The organism is Mesorhizobium sp. M0019 (genome assembly GCF_040323975.1).
Taxonomy (GTDB): Bacteria; Pseudomonadota; Alphaproteobacteria; order Rhizobiales; family Rhizobiaceae; genus Mesorhizobium.
In genome coordinates, this window is the sequence record NZ_JAMYVK010000057.1 from 13504 (window position 1) to 27351 (window position 13848).

14 protein-coding genes are annotated in these 13848 nt (G+C 63.3%); 8 read left to right on the forward strand and 6 right to left on the reverse strand.

Annotated elements, in window-relative coordinates; all coding sequences use genetic code 11:
* Window positions 1-75: 75 nt before the first annotated feature.
* A complete protein-coding gene (rpsR, locus tag NKK47_RS29430; RefSeq protein ID WP_006203718.1) occupies window positions 76-324 on the reverse strand; it encodes a 30S ribosomal protein S18 in 249 nt (82 codons plus the stop codon).
* The gene (rpsF, locus tag NKK47_RS29435) at window positions 324-824 is read right to left on the reverse strand and encodes a 30S ribosomal protein S6 (protein WP_352454399.1); all 501 of its coding nucleotides are present in this window, start codon (window positions 822-824) and stop codon (window positions 324-326) included. The genes rpsR and rpsF overlap by 1 nt, the downstream gene beginning before the upstream one ends.
* A 455-nt stretch (window positions 825-1279) precedes the next feature.
* On the opposite strand from rpsF, the gene NKK47_RS29440 reads away from it, so the two are divergent.
* Entirely contained in the window at window positions 1280-2824 is a 1545-nt protein-coding gene (locus NKK47_RS29440; RefSeq protein ID WP_352579239.1) for a pilus assembly protein TadG-related protein, read from the forward strand.
* A 31-nt stretch (window positions 2825-2855) separates the two neighbouring features.
* Here NKK47_RS29440 and NKK47_RS29445 read toward each other — a convergent pair whose 3' ends face one another.
* Window positions 2856-4781 carry an LTA synthase family protein gene (locus NKK47_RS29445; protein WP_023677707.1) on the reverse strand — a complete coding sequence of 642 codons (1926 nt, stop codon included), beginning with the start codon at window positions 4779-4781 and terminating at the stop codon, window positions 2856-2858.
* Between the two features lie 247 nt (window positions 4782-5028).
* Between NKK47_RS29445 and fabD the strand changes: the two genes are divergently transcribed.
* The 7 genes from fabD (at window position 5029) to gmk (ending at window position 11546) form a co-directional block, all read left to right on the forward strand.
* A complete protein-coding gene (gene fabD / locus NKK47_RS29450) occupies window positions 5029-5994 on the forward strand; it encodes an ACP S-malonyltransferase (RefSeq protein WP_352454401.1) in 966 nt (321 codons plus the stop codon).
* A 60-nt stretch (window positions 5995-6054) separates the two neighbouring features.
* The gene (fabG, locus tag NKK47_RS29455) at window positions 6055-6792 is read left to right on the forward strand and encodes a 3-oxoacyl-[acyl-carrier-protein] reductase (protein ID WP_352453223.1); all 738 of its coding nucleotides are present in this window, start codon (window positions 6055-6057) and stop codon (window positions 6790-6792) included.
* A 187-nt stretch (window positions 6793-6979) separates the two neighbouring features.
* Window positions 6980-7216 carry an acyl carrier protein gene (locus NKK47_RS29460; protein ID WP_006203723.1) on the forward strand — a complete coding sequence of 79 codons (237 nt, stop codon included), beginning with the start codon at window positions 6980-6982 and terminating at the stop codon, window positions 7214-7216.
* Window positions 7217-7250: 34 nt separating this feature from the next.
* The gene (fabF, locus tag NKK47_RS29465) at window positions 7251-8513 is read left to right on the forward strand and encodes a beta-ketoacyl-ACP synthase II (RefSeq protein WP_352454402.1); all 1263 of its coding nucleotides are present in this window, start codon (window positions 7251-7253) and stop codon (window positions 8511-8513) included.
* Window positions 8514-8606: 93 nt separating this feature from the next.
* Window positions 8607-9827 (forward strand): endolytic transglycosylase MltG, encoded by a 1221-nt coding sequence (gene mltG / locus NKK47_RS29470; RefSeq protein WP_352454403.1) that lies wholly within the window; start codon window positions 8607-8609, stop codon window positions 9825-9827.
* A 138-nt stretch (window positions 9828-9965) separates the two neighbouring features.
* The gene (locus NKK47_RS29475) at window positions 9966-10856 is read left to right on the forward strand and encodes a YicC/YloC family endoribonuclease (protein WP_352579240.1); all 891 of its coding nucleotides are present in this window, start codon (window positions 9966-9968) and stop codon (window positions 10854-10856) included.
* Window positions 10857-10889: 33 nt separating this feature from the next.
* A complete protein-coding gene (gmk, locus tag NKK47_RS29480; RefSeq protein WP_023677701.1) occupies window positions 10890-11546 on the forward strand; it encodes a guanylate kinase in 657 nt (218 codons plus the stop codon).
* Here the strand turns inward: gmk and NKK47_RS29485 are convergent, their stop codons facing one another.
* The 3 genes from NKK47_RS29485 to pdxA all read right to left on the reverse strand — a co-directional run bounded on the left by NKK47_RS29485 (window position 11547) and on the right by pdxA (window position 13844).
* Window positions 11547-11759, reverse strand: a complete 213-nt coding sequence (locus NKK47_RS29485) for a DUF1330 domain-containing protein (protein WP_502905078.1) — start codon at window positions 11757-11759, stop codon at window positions 11547-11549. It lies immediately after the preceding gene.
* A 158-nt stretch (window positions 11760-11917) separates the two neighbouring features.
* Entirely contained in the window at window positions 11918-12757 is an 840-nt protein-coding gene (gene rsmA, locus NKK47_RS29490) for a 16S rRNA (adenine(1518)-N(6)/adenine(1519)-N(6))-dimethyltransferase RsmA (RefSeq protein ID WP_352579241.1), read from the reverse strand.
* A 67-nt stretch (window positions 12758-12824) separates the two neighbouring features.
* Window positions 12825-13844 (reverse strand): 4-hydroxythreonine-4-phosphate dehydrogenase PdxA, encoded by a 1020-nt coding sequence (pdxA, locus tag NKK47_RS29495; RefSeq protein ID WP_352579242.1) that lies wholly within the window; start codon window positions 13842-13844, stop codon window positions 12825-12827.
* Window positions 13845-13848: the final 4 nt, after the last annotated feature.

Consider the following 13848-nt stretch of genomic DNA (forward strand, 5'->3'; position numbering starts at 1 on the left):
CCGCCCGCTGGCTAGACCATGATCCCGAAAAGTGGAAACCGGTTTTCGGATAAGATCATGGTCAACTAATCAGTGTTAGCGGACCACGTAGGGCAGCAGGCCGAGGAAGCGGGCGCGCTTGATCGCCTTGGCGAGTTCGCGCTGCTTCTTCTGGCTGACGGCGGTAATACGCGATGGCACGATCTTGCCGCGCTCGGAGATGTAGCGCTGCAGAAGCCGCACGTCCTTGTAGTCGATCTTCGGCGCGTTGGCGCCGGAGAACGGGCAAGTCTTGCGGCGGCGGTGGAAGGGGCGCCGGGTTGGGATCTGGTTGATGTCGACCATTATTCTGCGGCTCCTTCAAAGCCTTCGCGCGGACGGCGCGGGCCACGATCGGCACCGCTATCGCCGAAGCTGCGCGGCGGACGATCACCACGGTCACCGCGATCGCGGTCGCCGAATGAGCGCGGGCCACGATCGCCACGGTCGCGGTCGCCGAAGCCGCCGCGTTCCGAGCGCTCTTCGCGCTTCTGCATCATTGCCGACGGACCTTCCTCATGCGCATCGACCTTGATGGTCAGGAAACGCAGCACGTCCTCGGACAGGCCCATCTGGCGCTCCATCTCATTGAGCGCGGCCGGCGGGCAGGTGATGTCCATGAGTGTATAATATGCCTTCCGGTTCTTGTTGACCCGGTAGGTGAGGGACTTCAGTCCCCAGTTCTCGACCCGGCCGACGGACCCGCCATTCGCGGTAATGACGCCCTTGTACTGTTCGACAAGCGCATCGACCTGCTGCTGCGAGAGGTCCTGCCGGGCAAGAAACACATGTTCGTATAGAGCCATAGTGTTCGTGCCTTTCTTCGTTTCTCTCCCGGTTCCCGGCGGCAAAAGCCTCTGCAACTTCTCTGACCCGCAATCCTTGCGAAGGCGGGGAAGAAAGGAGCATGACGAGACGGTCGAGAGCGGAGACACGGGAGGCGGAAGCGCTTCTCGCTTCACACGAAGGTTTCGAAAAACCTCCGGCCCTCCGTTCAGCCCCCAGCAAGGACCGGCAGATTGCGGGCGTCTATACAGGAATTTGACCGCAAAGCAAGGCCAAACGACAGGGCAAACGGCCCTACCGTCCCAGAGCGCCACGGGCCTCGACGGCAAGGCTTACGGATTTCCTGAAACCGGACCTTAACCACCATGCGAAGTTCCAGCACCGGCGGGCGTGGCGGCAACCCGTCGTTCATCATGCGGATGCAAAAGCAAACAGTCTGCGCGAGGTCGGCAGCAAGGCGGTTTTGGGGACAAAAATGCTTTTCGACAAATTCTGCCGTTCGAAGAGCGGCAACTTTGCCCTGATGCTGGCGTTCGGGCTGCCTGCGGTTCTGACCGCGGTCGCCTTTGCCGTGGACGTGTCCACCTTGATGAGGGCCAAGGTCAGCTTGCAGAACGCGCTCGATGCCGCGAACCTTGCATCTTCGCATCTCGGCGACATCGAGGCTTCCCGCAAGGACGTCTTCGACCGCTACTTCCAGACCAATGTCGCCGGCCACAGCGAGTTGAGGAACGCCGAAGCGACGCTTACCGTGGAAAGGGGCCTCAATTACATCCAGACAAAGGCTGTCGCCATGTCGGACGTCAATTTGAACTTCGCCTTCCTGTTCGGCAACGACAAGCGCATCACCGTCGATGCCGGCGCCGTCGAATCGACCAATCAGCTCGAAGTCGTGCTGGTGCTCGACAATACCGGGTCGATGGCCAGCAACGATCGCATCGGCGCATTGCGGACGGCGGCGACGGCCCTGATCGATATGCTCGAAGCGGCGAAGTCGCCGACGCGCAGCGTACGTGTCGCGGTGGTGCCGTTCGTCACCGCGGTCAACGTCAAGGGCGAGGACTACGATCCGGCCTGGATCGACATGGCCGGCAAATCGCCGAACAATGGCGCCAATTTCCCCTTGGTCGGCGGCAAGCGCGTCAACCATATGGACCTGTTCAAGCAATTGGGCGTCGAATGGAGAGGCTGCGTCGAAGCGCGGCCCGGAACCAACAATGTTTCCGACATTTCGCCCGACCAAAACAAACCGGACACCCTGTTCGTACCCTATTTCGCGCCGGACGATCCAGGTAACGCTAAAAATCCAACCAGCTCCTACGGCAATTCAGCGACCGGCTACAACAATTCCTATCTCGACGATACCGTTGTCACCGTGCTTCCCGGCCTCACCAGCGACATGGCGAAGTACAGTGTTTCGACGATGAAGCTGATCAACGACAAGAGAGGCCCACTGACTATCGGCCCAAACCGGGCCTGTCCGACGCCGATAGTGCCGCTGACCGATGATTTCGACAAATTGCGGAAGGCCGTCGGTGAGATGATCGAATGGAACGGCTCGGGGACCAATGTTTCGGAAGGCTTGTCATGGGGGATGCGGGTGCTCTCGCCGGAACCGCCTTACAGCGACGGCGCGCCGTTCAGGGCGTCAGGCACGACCAAAACGGTGCTGCTGCTCACCGACGGCGAGAATGTTGTCTATGGCGCGAAGGATACGCCACAGAAGTCGGACTATGGCTCCTACGGATTCCTGGCCTCGGGTCGGTTTGGATCCAGCGACCAGACCGCGGCTGCGCGCAATGTCGACGATTGGACAACCAATGTATGCAACACATTGAAGAAGCAGGACGTGCAGATATTCACAGTGCTGCTGCAGGCCGACACCGCAGCCAATCGCAAGCTTTACGAGGCCTGCGCATCGTCGCCGTCGGATTATTACCCGACCAACGACGTCAGTCAGCTCGAAAGCGTCTTCCTGAAAATCGGAAGCTCGATTTCGCAGCTGCACTTGACGAACTGAACGACGTCGGCCGCTCTCCCGCCGCCGCTGCTCAACTCGTGTGTGCAGCCACTTTGCCTGTGGTTTCGGGGAAGAAATCGGGCGCCGCATGGCGCTTGCCGAACATCATGTCGTATTGCAGCAGACGGAAGTCGCGGATTGCCGGATCGATCTCTTTCTGACGCGACCAATCGGGGGTGGCGTCGCCCCCCGGTGCCAAAAGCAAATTGCGGTCGATAACGCGGTAGCGCTCTCGCAACTGTCCGAGGAAGCCGGTGTAATAGGGATGGCTGATGCCGGCTGTCTTCAGGATATGGTAGGGCAGGAAGGACGGGCTGACGGCGCCCAGATCCTCGGCCGGGCCGCTGCGATTCGACCAGACGATCAGCGGCGTCTGGTGGTGCAGCAGCATCTGGTCGGCCGCCTCCTTGCGCGGCGCAACATTGTCCTTCAGGAAGCCGGTCTCGACGTAGACCGGCCCAAGTGGCGGCAGATGGTCGCCGAAGAACGCGATGACGGTCGGCCGCTCGCGTTTCTTCGCCCATTCGATCAGCCGCTCGAGGCCGCGGTCCGCGTCGGAAGAGCCTTCGGCATAGCTCAACAGCGATTCACGCGCCCATTGGCTGATCGGCGCCTGCACCTTGTGGGTCGGATTGTTATAGCGATACGGCTCATACGGCCCGTGGTTCTGCAAGCTGACGGCGAAAAAGAAGACCGGCTCGGCGCTGGTATCGGCTTCGTGGATGATCTCGTCGGTCATCGCGGCGTCCGACGCGAGCGGTCCGCGCTTCTGCATGGGCGGCAACGTCTCCTCGGACTTGAAGTCGTTGAAGCCGAAATCGGCATAGACGGCCCCCCGGTTCCAGAACCAGTTAGTGCCGGGATGGATAGCGCGCGCCCGGTAGCCTTGACTTTTCAGGAAGGTCGCCAGCGAGGGAGTCGGTGTCCGCACATATTGCTGGTAGGGAATGCTGCCCGCCGGCAGGAAGGCGTTGGAAAAGCCGGTCAGGGCCTCGAACTCGATGTTGGCCGTCATGCCGCCGAACTCGGGCGAGAACATGTAACCCGTGCGCAGTGCCCGCACATTGGGGATAGGGTCGGGCGTGATGGTGACGCCGGGTAGCTTGGTCGGATCCCAGAAGGATTCGCTCATGACGACGATGATGTCGGGCTTCTCGGCGGGTACCGAAGCCGTCACCTGCGGTTTGCCGATCGCTTCGATCGCCTTGCCGGAATAGCCGGGCGGCGCCGAGACATGCGCCATCGGGACGTTCAGCGCGAAGGCGAGCGCAAAACCGTTCGAGGCATAGTTTTCCTTCTGGTCCCACATGATCGGGATGATCTGCAGCCGGTCGCGTGTCCACGAGAAAGTGGCATAGTCCATGATGGAGACGAAGAAGGCGATCAGCGGCACCGTCAGCGTCAGCCGGGCAAGGCGGCCCTTGTGGCTGAGTGCCGGAACGCGGCGGCGCCATAGCCGCCAGCCATAGACGAGCAGCGACAGCCCGCCGACGATGCCGATCGCCAGGGCAATGGCGGTTCCCGGGCGATCGCGTACCAGAAGCGGCATCAGTGCCACGATCTGCCGGGAATAGAGGAAATCGGTCGGATAGAGCGGATCGCCGAGGTACAGCGACTTCTGGTGGCCGACGAACGCCAGCGACAATGTCAGCGGCGCGACGATCATCAGGCTCTGATGACTGCGGCCGAGCACGGCGTCGAGGCCGATGAGGATCAGCGCAAAAATGATGATCGTGGTCCAGCCGGGTTTGAAAGGCTGCAGAAAGAAATCAATGGTGCCGGCAAAGTTGCCGCGCACGATCAGTTCGATGGCAAACACAAGGATGGCCGCAGCCAGCAAGCTGATAAGGCCATAGCGGATGACAGGCCATTTGCGCGCCGGCAGATAGCCGGTCGACGGATCGCCTTCAAGAAACTGGGGCGCCGCCTCGGCTGCGCTCTGCTTGGTCTTTGCCACTTCAATAGTTCCCCGCCCCGCAACAAAAGCGTCACTCGATTGTCATCGAACTGTCACGCAAAGCTTAGCGCCTGCGGCGGAAATAAGAAGAGCCAGCAAACAAATCGTGAGCGGTTTTCATCATGAGTGATCGCCAAAAAGCCTGCCGAAACAGGCACTCGGCCGATATTACGCGATCAAGGTTGGACTTGACTTGGCCGCACGCCTTGCGTCACAGGCAACGTGAACCAGCAGCTGGGAGCCGCCGATGGCCATCGCATTCACCTTTCCAGGGCAGGGCAGCCAGGCTGTCGGCATGGGCAAGGACCTCGCCGATACCTTTGTGGAATCGCGGCGGATCTTCGAGGAAGTTGACGACGCGCTCGGCGAAAACCTATCGAAGCTGATCTGGGAAGGCCCGGAAGAGACGCTGACGCTGACCGCCAATGCCCAGCCGGCGCTGATGGCGGTGTCGCTTGCCGCAATCCGGGCGCTGGAGGCGCGCGGCTTCTCCCTGAACGGCAAGGTCACCTATGTCGCCGGCCACTCGCTCGGCGAATATTCGGCACTTGCGGCTGCAGGTTTCGTTTCGGTCGCCGACGCCGCCCGGCTGTTGCGCATCCGCGGCAATGCCATGCAGGCGGCTGTGCCGGCCGGCGAGGGCGCCATGGCGGCGATCATCGGGCTGGAACAGGCCGACGTCGAAGCCGCTTGCGCAGAGGCCGCCCAGGGCGCCGCCAAAGATCCCGCACAAGCCTTGGTTTGCCAGATCGCCAATGACAATGGCGGCGGCCAGCTGGTGATCTCCGGCGCCAGGCCAGCGGTCGAACTGGCGGCGAGGCTATGCACGGAGAAGGGCGCCAAGCGGGCACTGATGCTGCAGGTCTCGGCGCCCTTCCATTCGGCATTGATGAAGCCTGCGGCCGAGATCATGCGGGAGGCGCTGGCCGCCGTGACGAAGAGTGCGCCGGTCGTGCCGCTGGTCTCCAATGTTACGGTGACCCCGACGAGCGATCCCGACGAGATCGCCCGCCGACTCGTCGAACAGGTGATCGGGCGCGTGCGCTGGCGCGAAACGGTGGAGTGGTTCGGCAGCAACGGCGTTGCGACGCTTTACGAAGTGGGCGCCGGCAAGGTGCTGTCGGGGCTGGCCCGCCGCATCAACCGCGATATTGCCACCACTGCCATCGGATCCGCGGCGGATGTCGAGGCGGCGCTGGCGGCGCTTGCATAATCAACTGGCGATTTGACCCCGCTCCATGCGAAGGGTGTTCGCTCAGATCAGGAGGCAAGAATGTTCGAATTGACCGGCCGAAAGGCGCTCGTCACCGGCGCATCGGGAGGTATCGGCGAGGCGATCGCCCGCGTGCTGCACGGCCAGGGCGCCATCGTCGGCCTGCATGGCACACGTATCGAGAAACTGGAGGCGCTGGCCGCTGAACTGGGCGACCGGGTCAAGCTTTTCCCGGCCAATCTTTCCAACCGCGACGACGTCAAGGCGCTCGGCCAGAAGGCGGAGGCCGACCTCGAAGGCGTCGACATCCTCGTCAACAATGCCGGCATCACCAAGGACGGGTTGTTCGTACGCATGGCTGACGCCGACTGGGATAGCGTGCTCGAGGTCAACCTGACCGCCGTGTTCCGGCTGACCCGCGAGCTTACTCATCCGATGATGCGGCGCCGCCATGGCCGCATCATCAACATCACTTCAGTGGTTGGCGTCACCGGCAATCCCGGCCAGACCAACTACTGCGCCTCCAAAGCCGGTATGATCGGCTTTTCCAAATCGCTGGCGCAGGAGATCGCCACCCGCAATATCACCGTCAACTGCGTCGCCCCGGGCTTCATCGAATCGGCGATGACCGCCAAGCTCAACGACAAGCAGAAAGAGGCGATCATGGCGGCGATCCCGACCCGGCGCATGGGCACGGGCGCCGAAGTCGCCTCTGCCGTCGCCTACCTAGCTTCCAACGAGGCAGCCTACGTCACCGGCCAGACCATTCATGTCAATGGCGGCATGGCTATGATCTAACACTTGGGAAAACGCTTCATTCCGTCTTGGATGCACGGGATTTTTCGTGTAATGCCGCCCGCAACCCGGCGGTTCGGGCAAAAACCGGTCCTGTTCCGCTGCGTTTCCGGCAGGACCATCTTTCAGCTTGATTAGCGGCATTCTGGCCGCTAACGAAGACAGACAACCAAAAGACGAGGATGGCCAAATGAGTGACACCGCAGAGCGCGTCAAGAAGATCGTCATCGAGCACCTTGGCGTCGATGCCGACAAGGTGACGGAGCAGGCGAGCTTCATCGATGATCTGGGCGCGGACAGCCTCGACACGGTCGAACTTGTCATGGCGTTCGAAGAAGAGTTCGGTGTCGAAATCCCGGACGACGCCGCCGAGACCATCCTGACTGTTGGCGATGCGGTGAAATACATCGACAAGGCCTCCGCCTGACGCTATTTGCAGTCATCACCGGGGAGGACCTGCGATGAGGCGTGTCGTCGTCACGGGCCTTGGGCTGCTTTCGCCGTTCGGCATGGGCTTCGAGCACAGCTGGAAGGAGCTTCTGACCGGCCGCAGCGCAGCCAAGCGCATCACCGAATTCGAGGTGGAAGACCTTGCCTGCAAGGTCGCCCACGTCATTCCGCGCGGTGACGGCTCCAATGCCACTTTCAATCCTGAAGCCGTTCTCGAGCCGAAGGAACTGCGCAAGATCGGCGACTTCATCCTGTACGGGATCGCGGCCGCCGACGAGGCACTCAAGGATTCCGGCTGGCAGCCGAAGACGCACGAGGAACAGTGCGCCACCGGCGTGCTGATCGGTTCGGGCATCGGCGGCATCGAAGGCATCGCCGAGAATGCGATGATCCTCAAGGAACGCGGCCCGCGCCGCATCAGCCCGTTCTTCATCCCCGGCCAGATCATCAACCTCGTCTCCGGCCAGGTTTCGATCCGGCATGGGCTGAAAGGACCAAACCATGCCGTCGTCACCGCTTGCTCGACCGGTGCGCACGCCATCGGCGACGCCGCCCGGCTGATCATCTGGGGCGATGCCGACGTTATGGTCGCAGGCGGCGCCGAAGCGCCGGTGACGAGACTGTCGGTCGCCGGGTTCGCGGCTTGCCGCGCGCTCTCCACCGAGCGCAACGACGCGCCACAAACGGCCTCACGCCCCTATGATCGCGATCGCGACGGCTTCGTCATGGGCGAGGGCGCCGGTGTTGTCGTGCTCGAGGAGCTCGAACACGCCAAGGCCCGCGGCGCCAAGATCTATGCCGAGGTCACCGGCTACGGTCTGACCGGTGACGCCTATCACATCACCGCGCCTGCCGAAGACGGCGACGGCGCTTTCCGTTGCATGACCGCGGCGCTGAACCGGGCGAAGCTGACGCCGGCCGATGTCGACTACATCAACGCGCACGGCACCTCGACCATGGCCGATACGATCGAACTCGGCGCCGTCGAGCGGCTGGTCGGCAACGCCGCCTCGAAGATATCGATGTCGTCGACCAAATCGTCGATTGGCCACTTGCTGGGCGCGGCTGGTGCTGCCGAGGCGATCTTTTCGATCCTCGCCATTCGCGACAACATCGCGCCGCCGACCATCAATCTTGACAATCCGGAGCGCGAAACGGCGATCGACCTGGTGCCGCACAAGCCGCGGGCCCGGCAGATCGACGTGGCGCTGTCCAACTCCTTCGGCTTCGGTGGCACCAACGCCTCGCTCGTCTTCCAGCGCTACAATGGCTGACCGCTCTGCCGGTTTCCGTCTGCCGTCAATTTTGCCATATTCGCCCCTACTCTGCCCGAGGGGATTCGTCGCAAGATCAAATGGTAGGGCGCTATGAACACAAATCCGGCCGATAACGGGGAATTCGGGCAACGGCCAGCAACGCCCGGCCCGATCGTGCCGAAGACGGCCAGCGAGGCGTTGCGGCCCGAGGCCGGCACGCCGCCGCCGAAGCGCTCGCGTGCCTCGCGCAGCCAGTTCGTCGTGTTCATGAACTTCGTCATCTCTTCGGTGATGCTGATGGTGCTGGCGGCAGGCGTTGCGCTGTATTTCGGCAAGCAGGAGTTCAACGAGCCCGGCCCGTCGGCCAATGGCGACACTTTCCTGGTCAAGCCGAATAGCGGCGTCCAGGAGATCGCCGACCAGCTTGAGCGGCGAGGGCTGATCAGCGACGCCCGCATTTTCCGCCTTGGCGTGCGCGCCTTCGGCAATGATTCCGCCCTGAAGGCCGGCGAATACGAGATCAAGCCGCAGGCGTCGATGCACGATATCATGGAACTGCTGAAGAGCGGCAAGTCGGTGATGTATTCGCTGACCATCCCCGAGGGGCTGACTGTCGAGCAGGCGCTGCAACGAATCGCCGAGCAGGACGCGCTGACCGGCGATATGCCGTCGACCACTCCACCTGAGGGCAGCCTCGCCACCGACACGCTGCGTTTCACCCGCGGCGCAACACGCCAGCAGATGGTCGACAAGCTTCTGGCCGACCAGAAGAAGCTGGTCGACGAGGTCTGGCAGCGCCGAGCGCCGGATTTGCCGATCGCCAACGTTGAGGATTTTGTCACCCTGGCCTCTATCGTCGAGAAGGAGACCGGCAAGGGCGATGAACGCTCGCGCGTAGCCGCCGTCTTCCTCAACCGGCTGGCCAAGGGTATGCGGCTGCAGTCGGACCCGACCATCATCTACGGCCTGTTCGGCGGCAAGGGCAAACCCATCGACCGCCCGATCTATCAGTCGGACATCCAGAAGCCGACGCCCTACAACACCTATCTGATCAACGGCTTACCGCCGACGCCGATCGCCAATCCCGGCCGTGCGGCGCTGGAGGCAGTCGCCAATCCGTCGAAGACCAGCGATCTCTACTTCGTCGCCGACGGCAGCGGCGGGCACGTCTTTGCCTCGACGCTCGATGAGCATAACGAGAATGTCGCTCGCTACCGGGCACTGCTGAAAAAGCAGGCGCAGGACGCCGCCAGGGCCGGAGCAACCAATACCGGAGCCGACACGCCGGCGGGAGCCATCGTTGACGATGCGGGCGCCACCGCCGCCCAGTAGGGCCGGACGCCATCAGGTTGGCCCTGTGCATGTCCGGGTGGATGTGCAAGGGCTGCTATGGCATTGAAATTCACATGATCCTGTCCGGAGAAAATCGCTCCGGCTTGAGGGGCATTCGGCAAAGGGACGCACGGCTACATGAACTTGCAGAGCATGACCGGTTTTGCGCGCAGTGTCGCCGAACACGACGGCACTTCGATTGCCTGGGAAGCCAAGTCCGTCAACGGCAAAAGCGTCGAGGTCAGGCTGCGGCTGCCGCAAGGTTTCGACCGGCTGGAGCCGGCCGTCCGGCAGACGGTGCAGAAGCGTTTTGCGCGCGGCAATTTCCAGATGACGCTGACCATTGGCCGCGCCGCCGGCGCGCAAGCGCAACCCGTGGTCAACGAGGCTTTCCTGAAGGATCTGGCGGGGTTGGCCAAGCGGCTGCAGGAGCAGTTCGGAGTAGCCCCTGCGGCGGCCGACGGGCTGCTTGCGCTGCGCGGCGTCCTCGACATTCCCGAAACCATCGAAACCGAAGAGGCGCGCAGTGCGCTCGATACCGCAATACTGTCGGCGCTGGAAGCAGCACTGAACGGGCTGCAGCAGGCGCGCCAGGGCGAAGGTGCGGCACTTCGTTCCCTGCTGTCCGGCCATATCGACGCCATCGAGGCGCTGACGCTGCGGGCCGAGGCCGATCCATCACGCGAACCGGCCACGATCCGCGAAAGGCTCGCCGAGCAGATCCGCCTGTTGATGGACGCGTCTGCCAACCTGGACGCCAGCCGGCTGCATATGGAAGCGGCGTTCCTGGCCACCAAGGCCGACATACGCGAGGAAATCGACCGGCTGAAGACGCACGTGGTGTCGGGGCGGGCACTGCTCGCCGGAGGTGGGGCCATCGGCCGCAAGCTCGATTTCCTGGCACAGGAATTCAACCGCGAATCGAATACGCTGTGTTCCAAGTCGAATGCTGCCGCGGTCACCGCCATCGGGCTGGAACTGAAGGCGGTCGTCGACCAGTTTCGCGAACAGGTCCAGAATCTGGAATGATCCCGATGCCAAGCCACATGACTGCCAAGCCCCATGACCGCTAGGGATGTGGGTTCCCGCATTCGGCGCCGCGGGCTGATGCTGGTCTTGTCGTCGCCGTCAGGCGCCGGCAAATCGACGATTGCGCGCAATCTGCTGGAGAGCGATTCCAGCCTGGAATTGTCGGTCTCGGTCACCACGCGGCCACGCCGCGGCAGCGAGATCGAGGGCGTCCATTACCACTTCCGTACCATGCGCGAGTTCGAGCGGCTGCGCGATTCCGATGCGCTGCTCGAATGGGCGGAGGTGCACGGCAATTGCTACGCGACGCCGCGCGAGCCGGCTGAACAGGCGCTGGCCGAAGGCCGCGACATGCTGTTCGACATCGACTGGCAAGGCGCTCAGCAGCTCAAGGAGAAGATGCGCGCCGACATCGTCTCGATATTCATCCTGCCGCCATCGATGAAGGAATTGAAGGCGCGGCTGAAGCGTCGCGCCGAGGACCAGGAAGCGGTGATCGAGACGCGGCTCAAGAACGCCCGCAACGAGATCGAGCACTGGAAGGAATATGATTTCGTCATCGTCAACGACGATCTCGACCGCGCTTTCGCCGAGGTGCGCGGCATCGTCACCGCCGAACGGCTCAGACGCGATCGCCGGCCTGGCCTGTTCGATTTCGTTTCGGGGCTGCTCGACGAGAAGACGGATTGATCAAGGCGCTGTCCCCTCGACCAGGATCAGATTGCGGCTGAGCGCGGCGTCGCGCAGTTCCAATGCCGCGGCATATTCGGCGGAGCGGTACCAACGCCGCGCCGTGTCCATGTCGGGGAATTCCACGATGATCAGCGGCCGGGGAGACCAGTCGCCTTCCAACCTTTCCACCTCGCCGCCGCGTACCAGATAGCGCCCGCCATGCTGGGCGATGGAGGCAGCCGCGGCGCTGGCGCGATAGGCTCGATAGCCTCTGCGTCACGGATCGTGACGTCGGAAATGACATAGGCGGCCACTGTTTGTCTCCGGGCAGGGTTTGTCCGGCTATCTATGCCATGAGAGCGGAAATTCCACGCGGACGCTTCCCGGCATCACACCGCGTTGGTCAGGCGAACGAATTCCTCGACGCTGAGCGTCTCCGCACGCCTAGTCGGATCGATGCCGGCGCGGGTGAGCAGTGCCTCGCCGCCGAGGCTTTTCACGCTCTGCCGCAGCATTTTCCGGCGCTGGCCGAATGCCGCTTCGGTGACGCGGCTGAGCCGTTTCACCTCTGCCGGCAAGGGGTTGGCACGCGGCACAAGATGCACCACCGAGGACGTCACCTTGGGTGGCGGCGTGAACGCCTGCGGCGGTACGTCGAAGGCAATCCTCGCCTCCGTCCGCCAGCCGGCCAGCACGCCGAGCCGACCATAGGCCTCGCTGCCGGGGCTGGCTGCAATGCGTTCGGCGACCTCGCGCTGGAACATCAGCGTCATCGATGTGTAGAAAGGCGGCCACTCGGTAACGGTCAGCCAGCGGATCAGCAATTCGGTGCCGATATTGTAGGGCAGGTTGGCAACGATTTTCGCCGACCCGCCGCTTCCCGGCACTCCTTTTGCAAGCGCTGCAAAATCAGCTTTCAGCGCATCGCCGGCTACGATATCGAGCCGACCCGGATAGTGGTTCGCGATCTCGGCCAAGGCCGCTAGGCAGCGCTCGTCGCGCTCGATCGCGACGACCCGCCGGGCGCCGTTGAGGAGCAGGGCACGAGTCAGCCCGCCCGGACCGGGACCGACCTCGATAACCGTAACGTCGCTCAGGTCGCCGGCGGTTCGCGCAATCTTGCTTGTCAGGTTAAGGTCGAGCAGAAAATTCTGGCCCAGCGCCTTTTTCGCCTGCAGCCCATGGCGCTCGATCACCTCGCGCAGTGGCGGCAGGCCGTCTATGCTCATCGGGCTGGGCTCATCAGGCGGGCTCATCGGGTTAAGGCCATCGAATTTGGCTGATTGGGCTCAGGGCCTACGGCCTTTTCCCGGTATCGGCAAGAACGCGAGCCAGTTTCAGCGCTGCAATCAGGCTGCCGGCACGGGCGATGCCCTTGCCGGCGATGTCGAAGGCGGTGCCGTGGTCGGGCGAGGTGCGGACGAAGGGCAGGCCGAGCGTGACGTTGACCGCCTCGTCAAACGCCAGCGCCTTGGCCGGGATCAGCGCCTGGTCGTGATACATACAGAGCGCCACGTCGTAGCCGGCGCGGGCGCGAGCATGAAACAGCGTGTCGGCCGGCAATGGCCCGAAGGCGTCGATCCCTTCCTGCCTCAGCCGGTCGACCGCCGGGCGCACGATCCGCTCGTCTTCGGTGCCCATGGTGCCGCCTTCGCCGGCATGCGGGTTGAGGCCGGCAATGGCGAGCCGCGGCTTGGCAATTCCGAAGCGGTTCGCAAGATCGGCGGCGGTGATGCGGCCGGTGGCGACGATAAGGTCCGTCGTCAGCGCTTTCGGCACCTCGGCCAGCGCGATGTGGATGGTGACCGGCACGGTGCGCAGGTCCGGTCCGGCAAGCAGCATCACAGGCGTCACTTCGGTGCCGGTGTGAAGCGATGCCAGATGCGCCAGATATTCGGTGTGGCCGGGAAAGCGAAAGCCGGCGTCGTAGAGCGGCTTCTTGGCAATGGGGCAGGTGACGACCGCGGCAGCGCGGCCGGCCAGGCAGTCGGCAACGGCGCGGTCGATCGCCTCGATGATGCCGGCGGCGTTGGCTGGATCCGGCCGGCCGGGACTGTCGACGAAACGGGCAGCAAGCGCCACCACCGGCAGCGCGCGCGAAAATATCCCCGGCGCTAACGCCGGCGTCGTCTCGGCAATCGCGATATCGGTGCCGAGCCTGTGCGCCCGCGCGGCAATCAGTGCCGGATCGGCAAGGAGATAAAAAGACGGAACGCCAGCGCTATCGCGGGCCTGCCAAGCAGCGATGGCGATGTCCGGCCCCACGCCGGACGGATCGCCGACGCTCAACGCCAGCGGAAGCTCTGCGTCAGGCACGGCG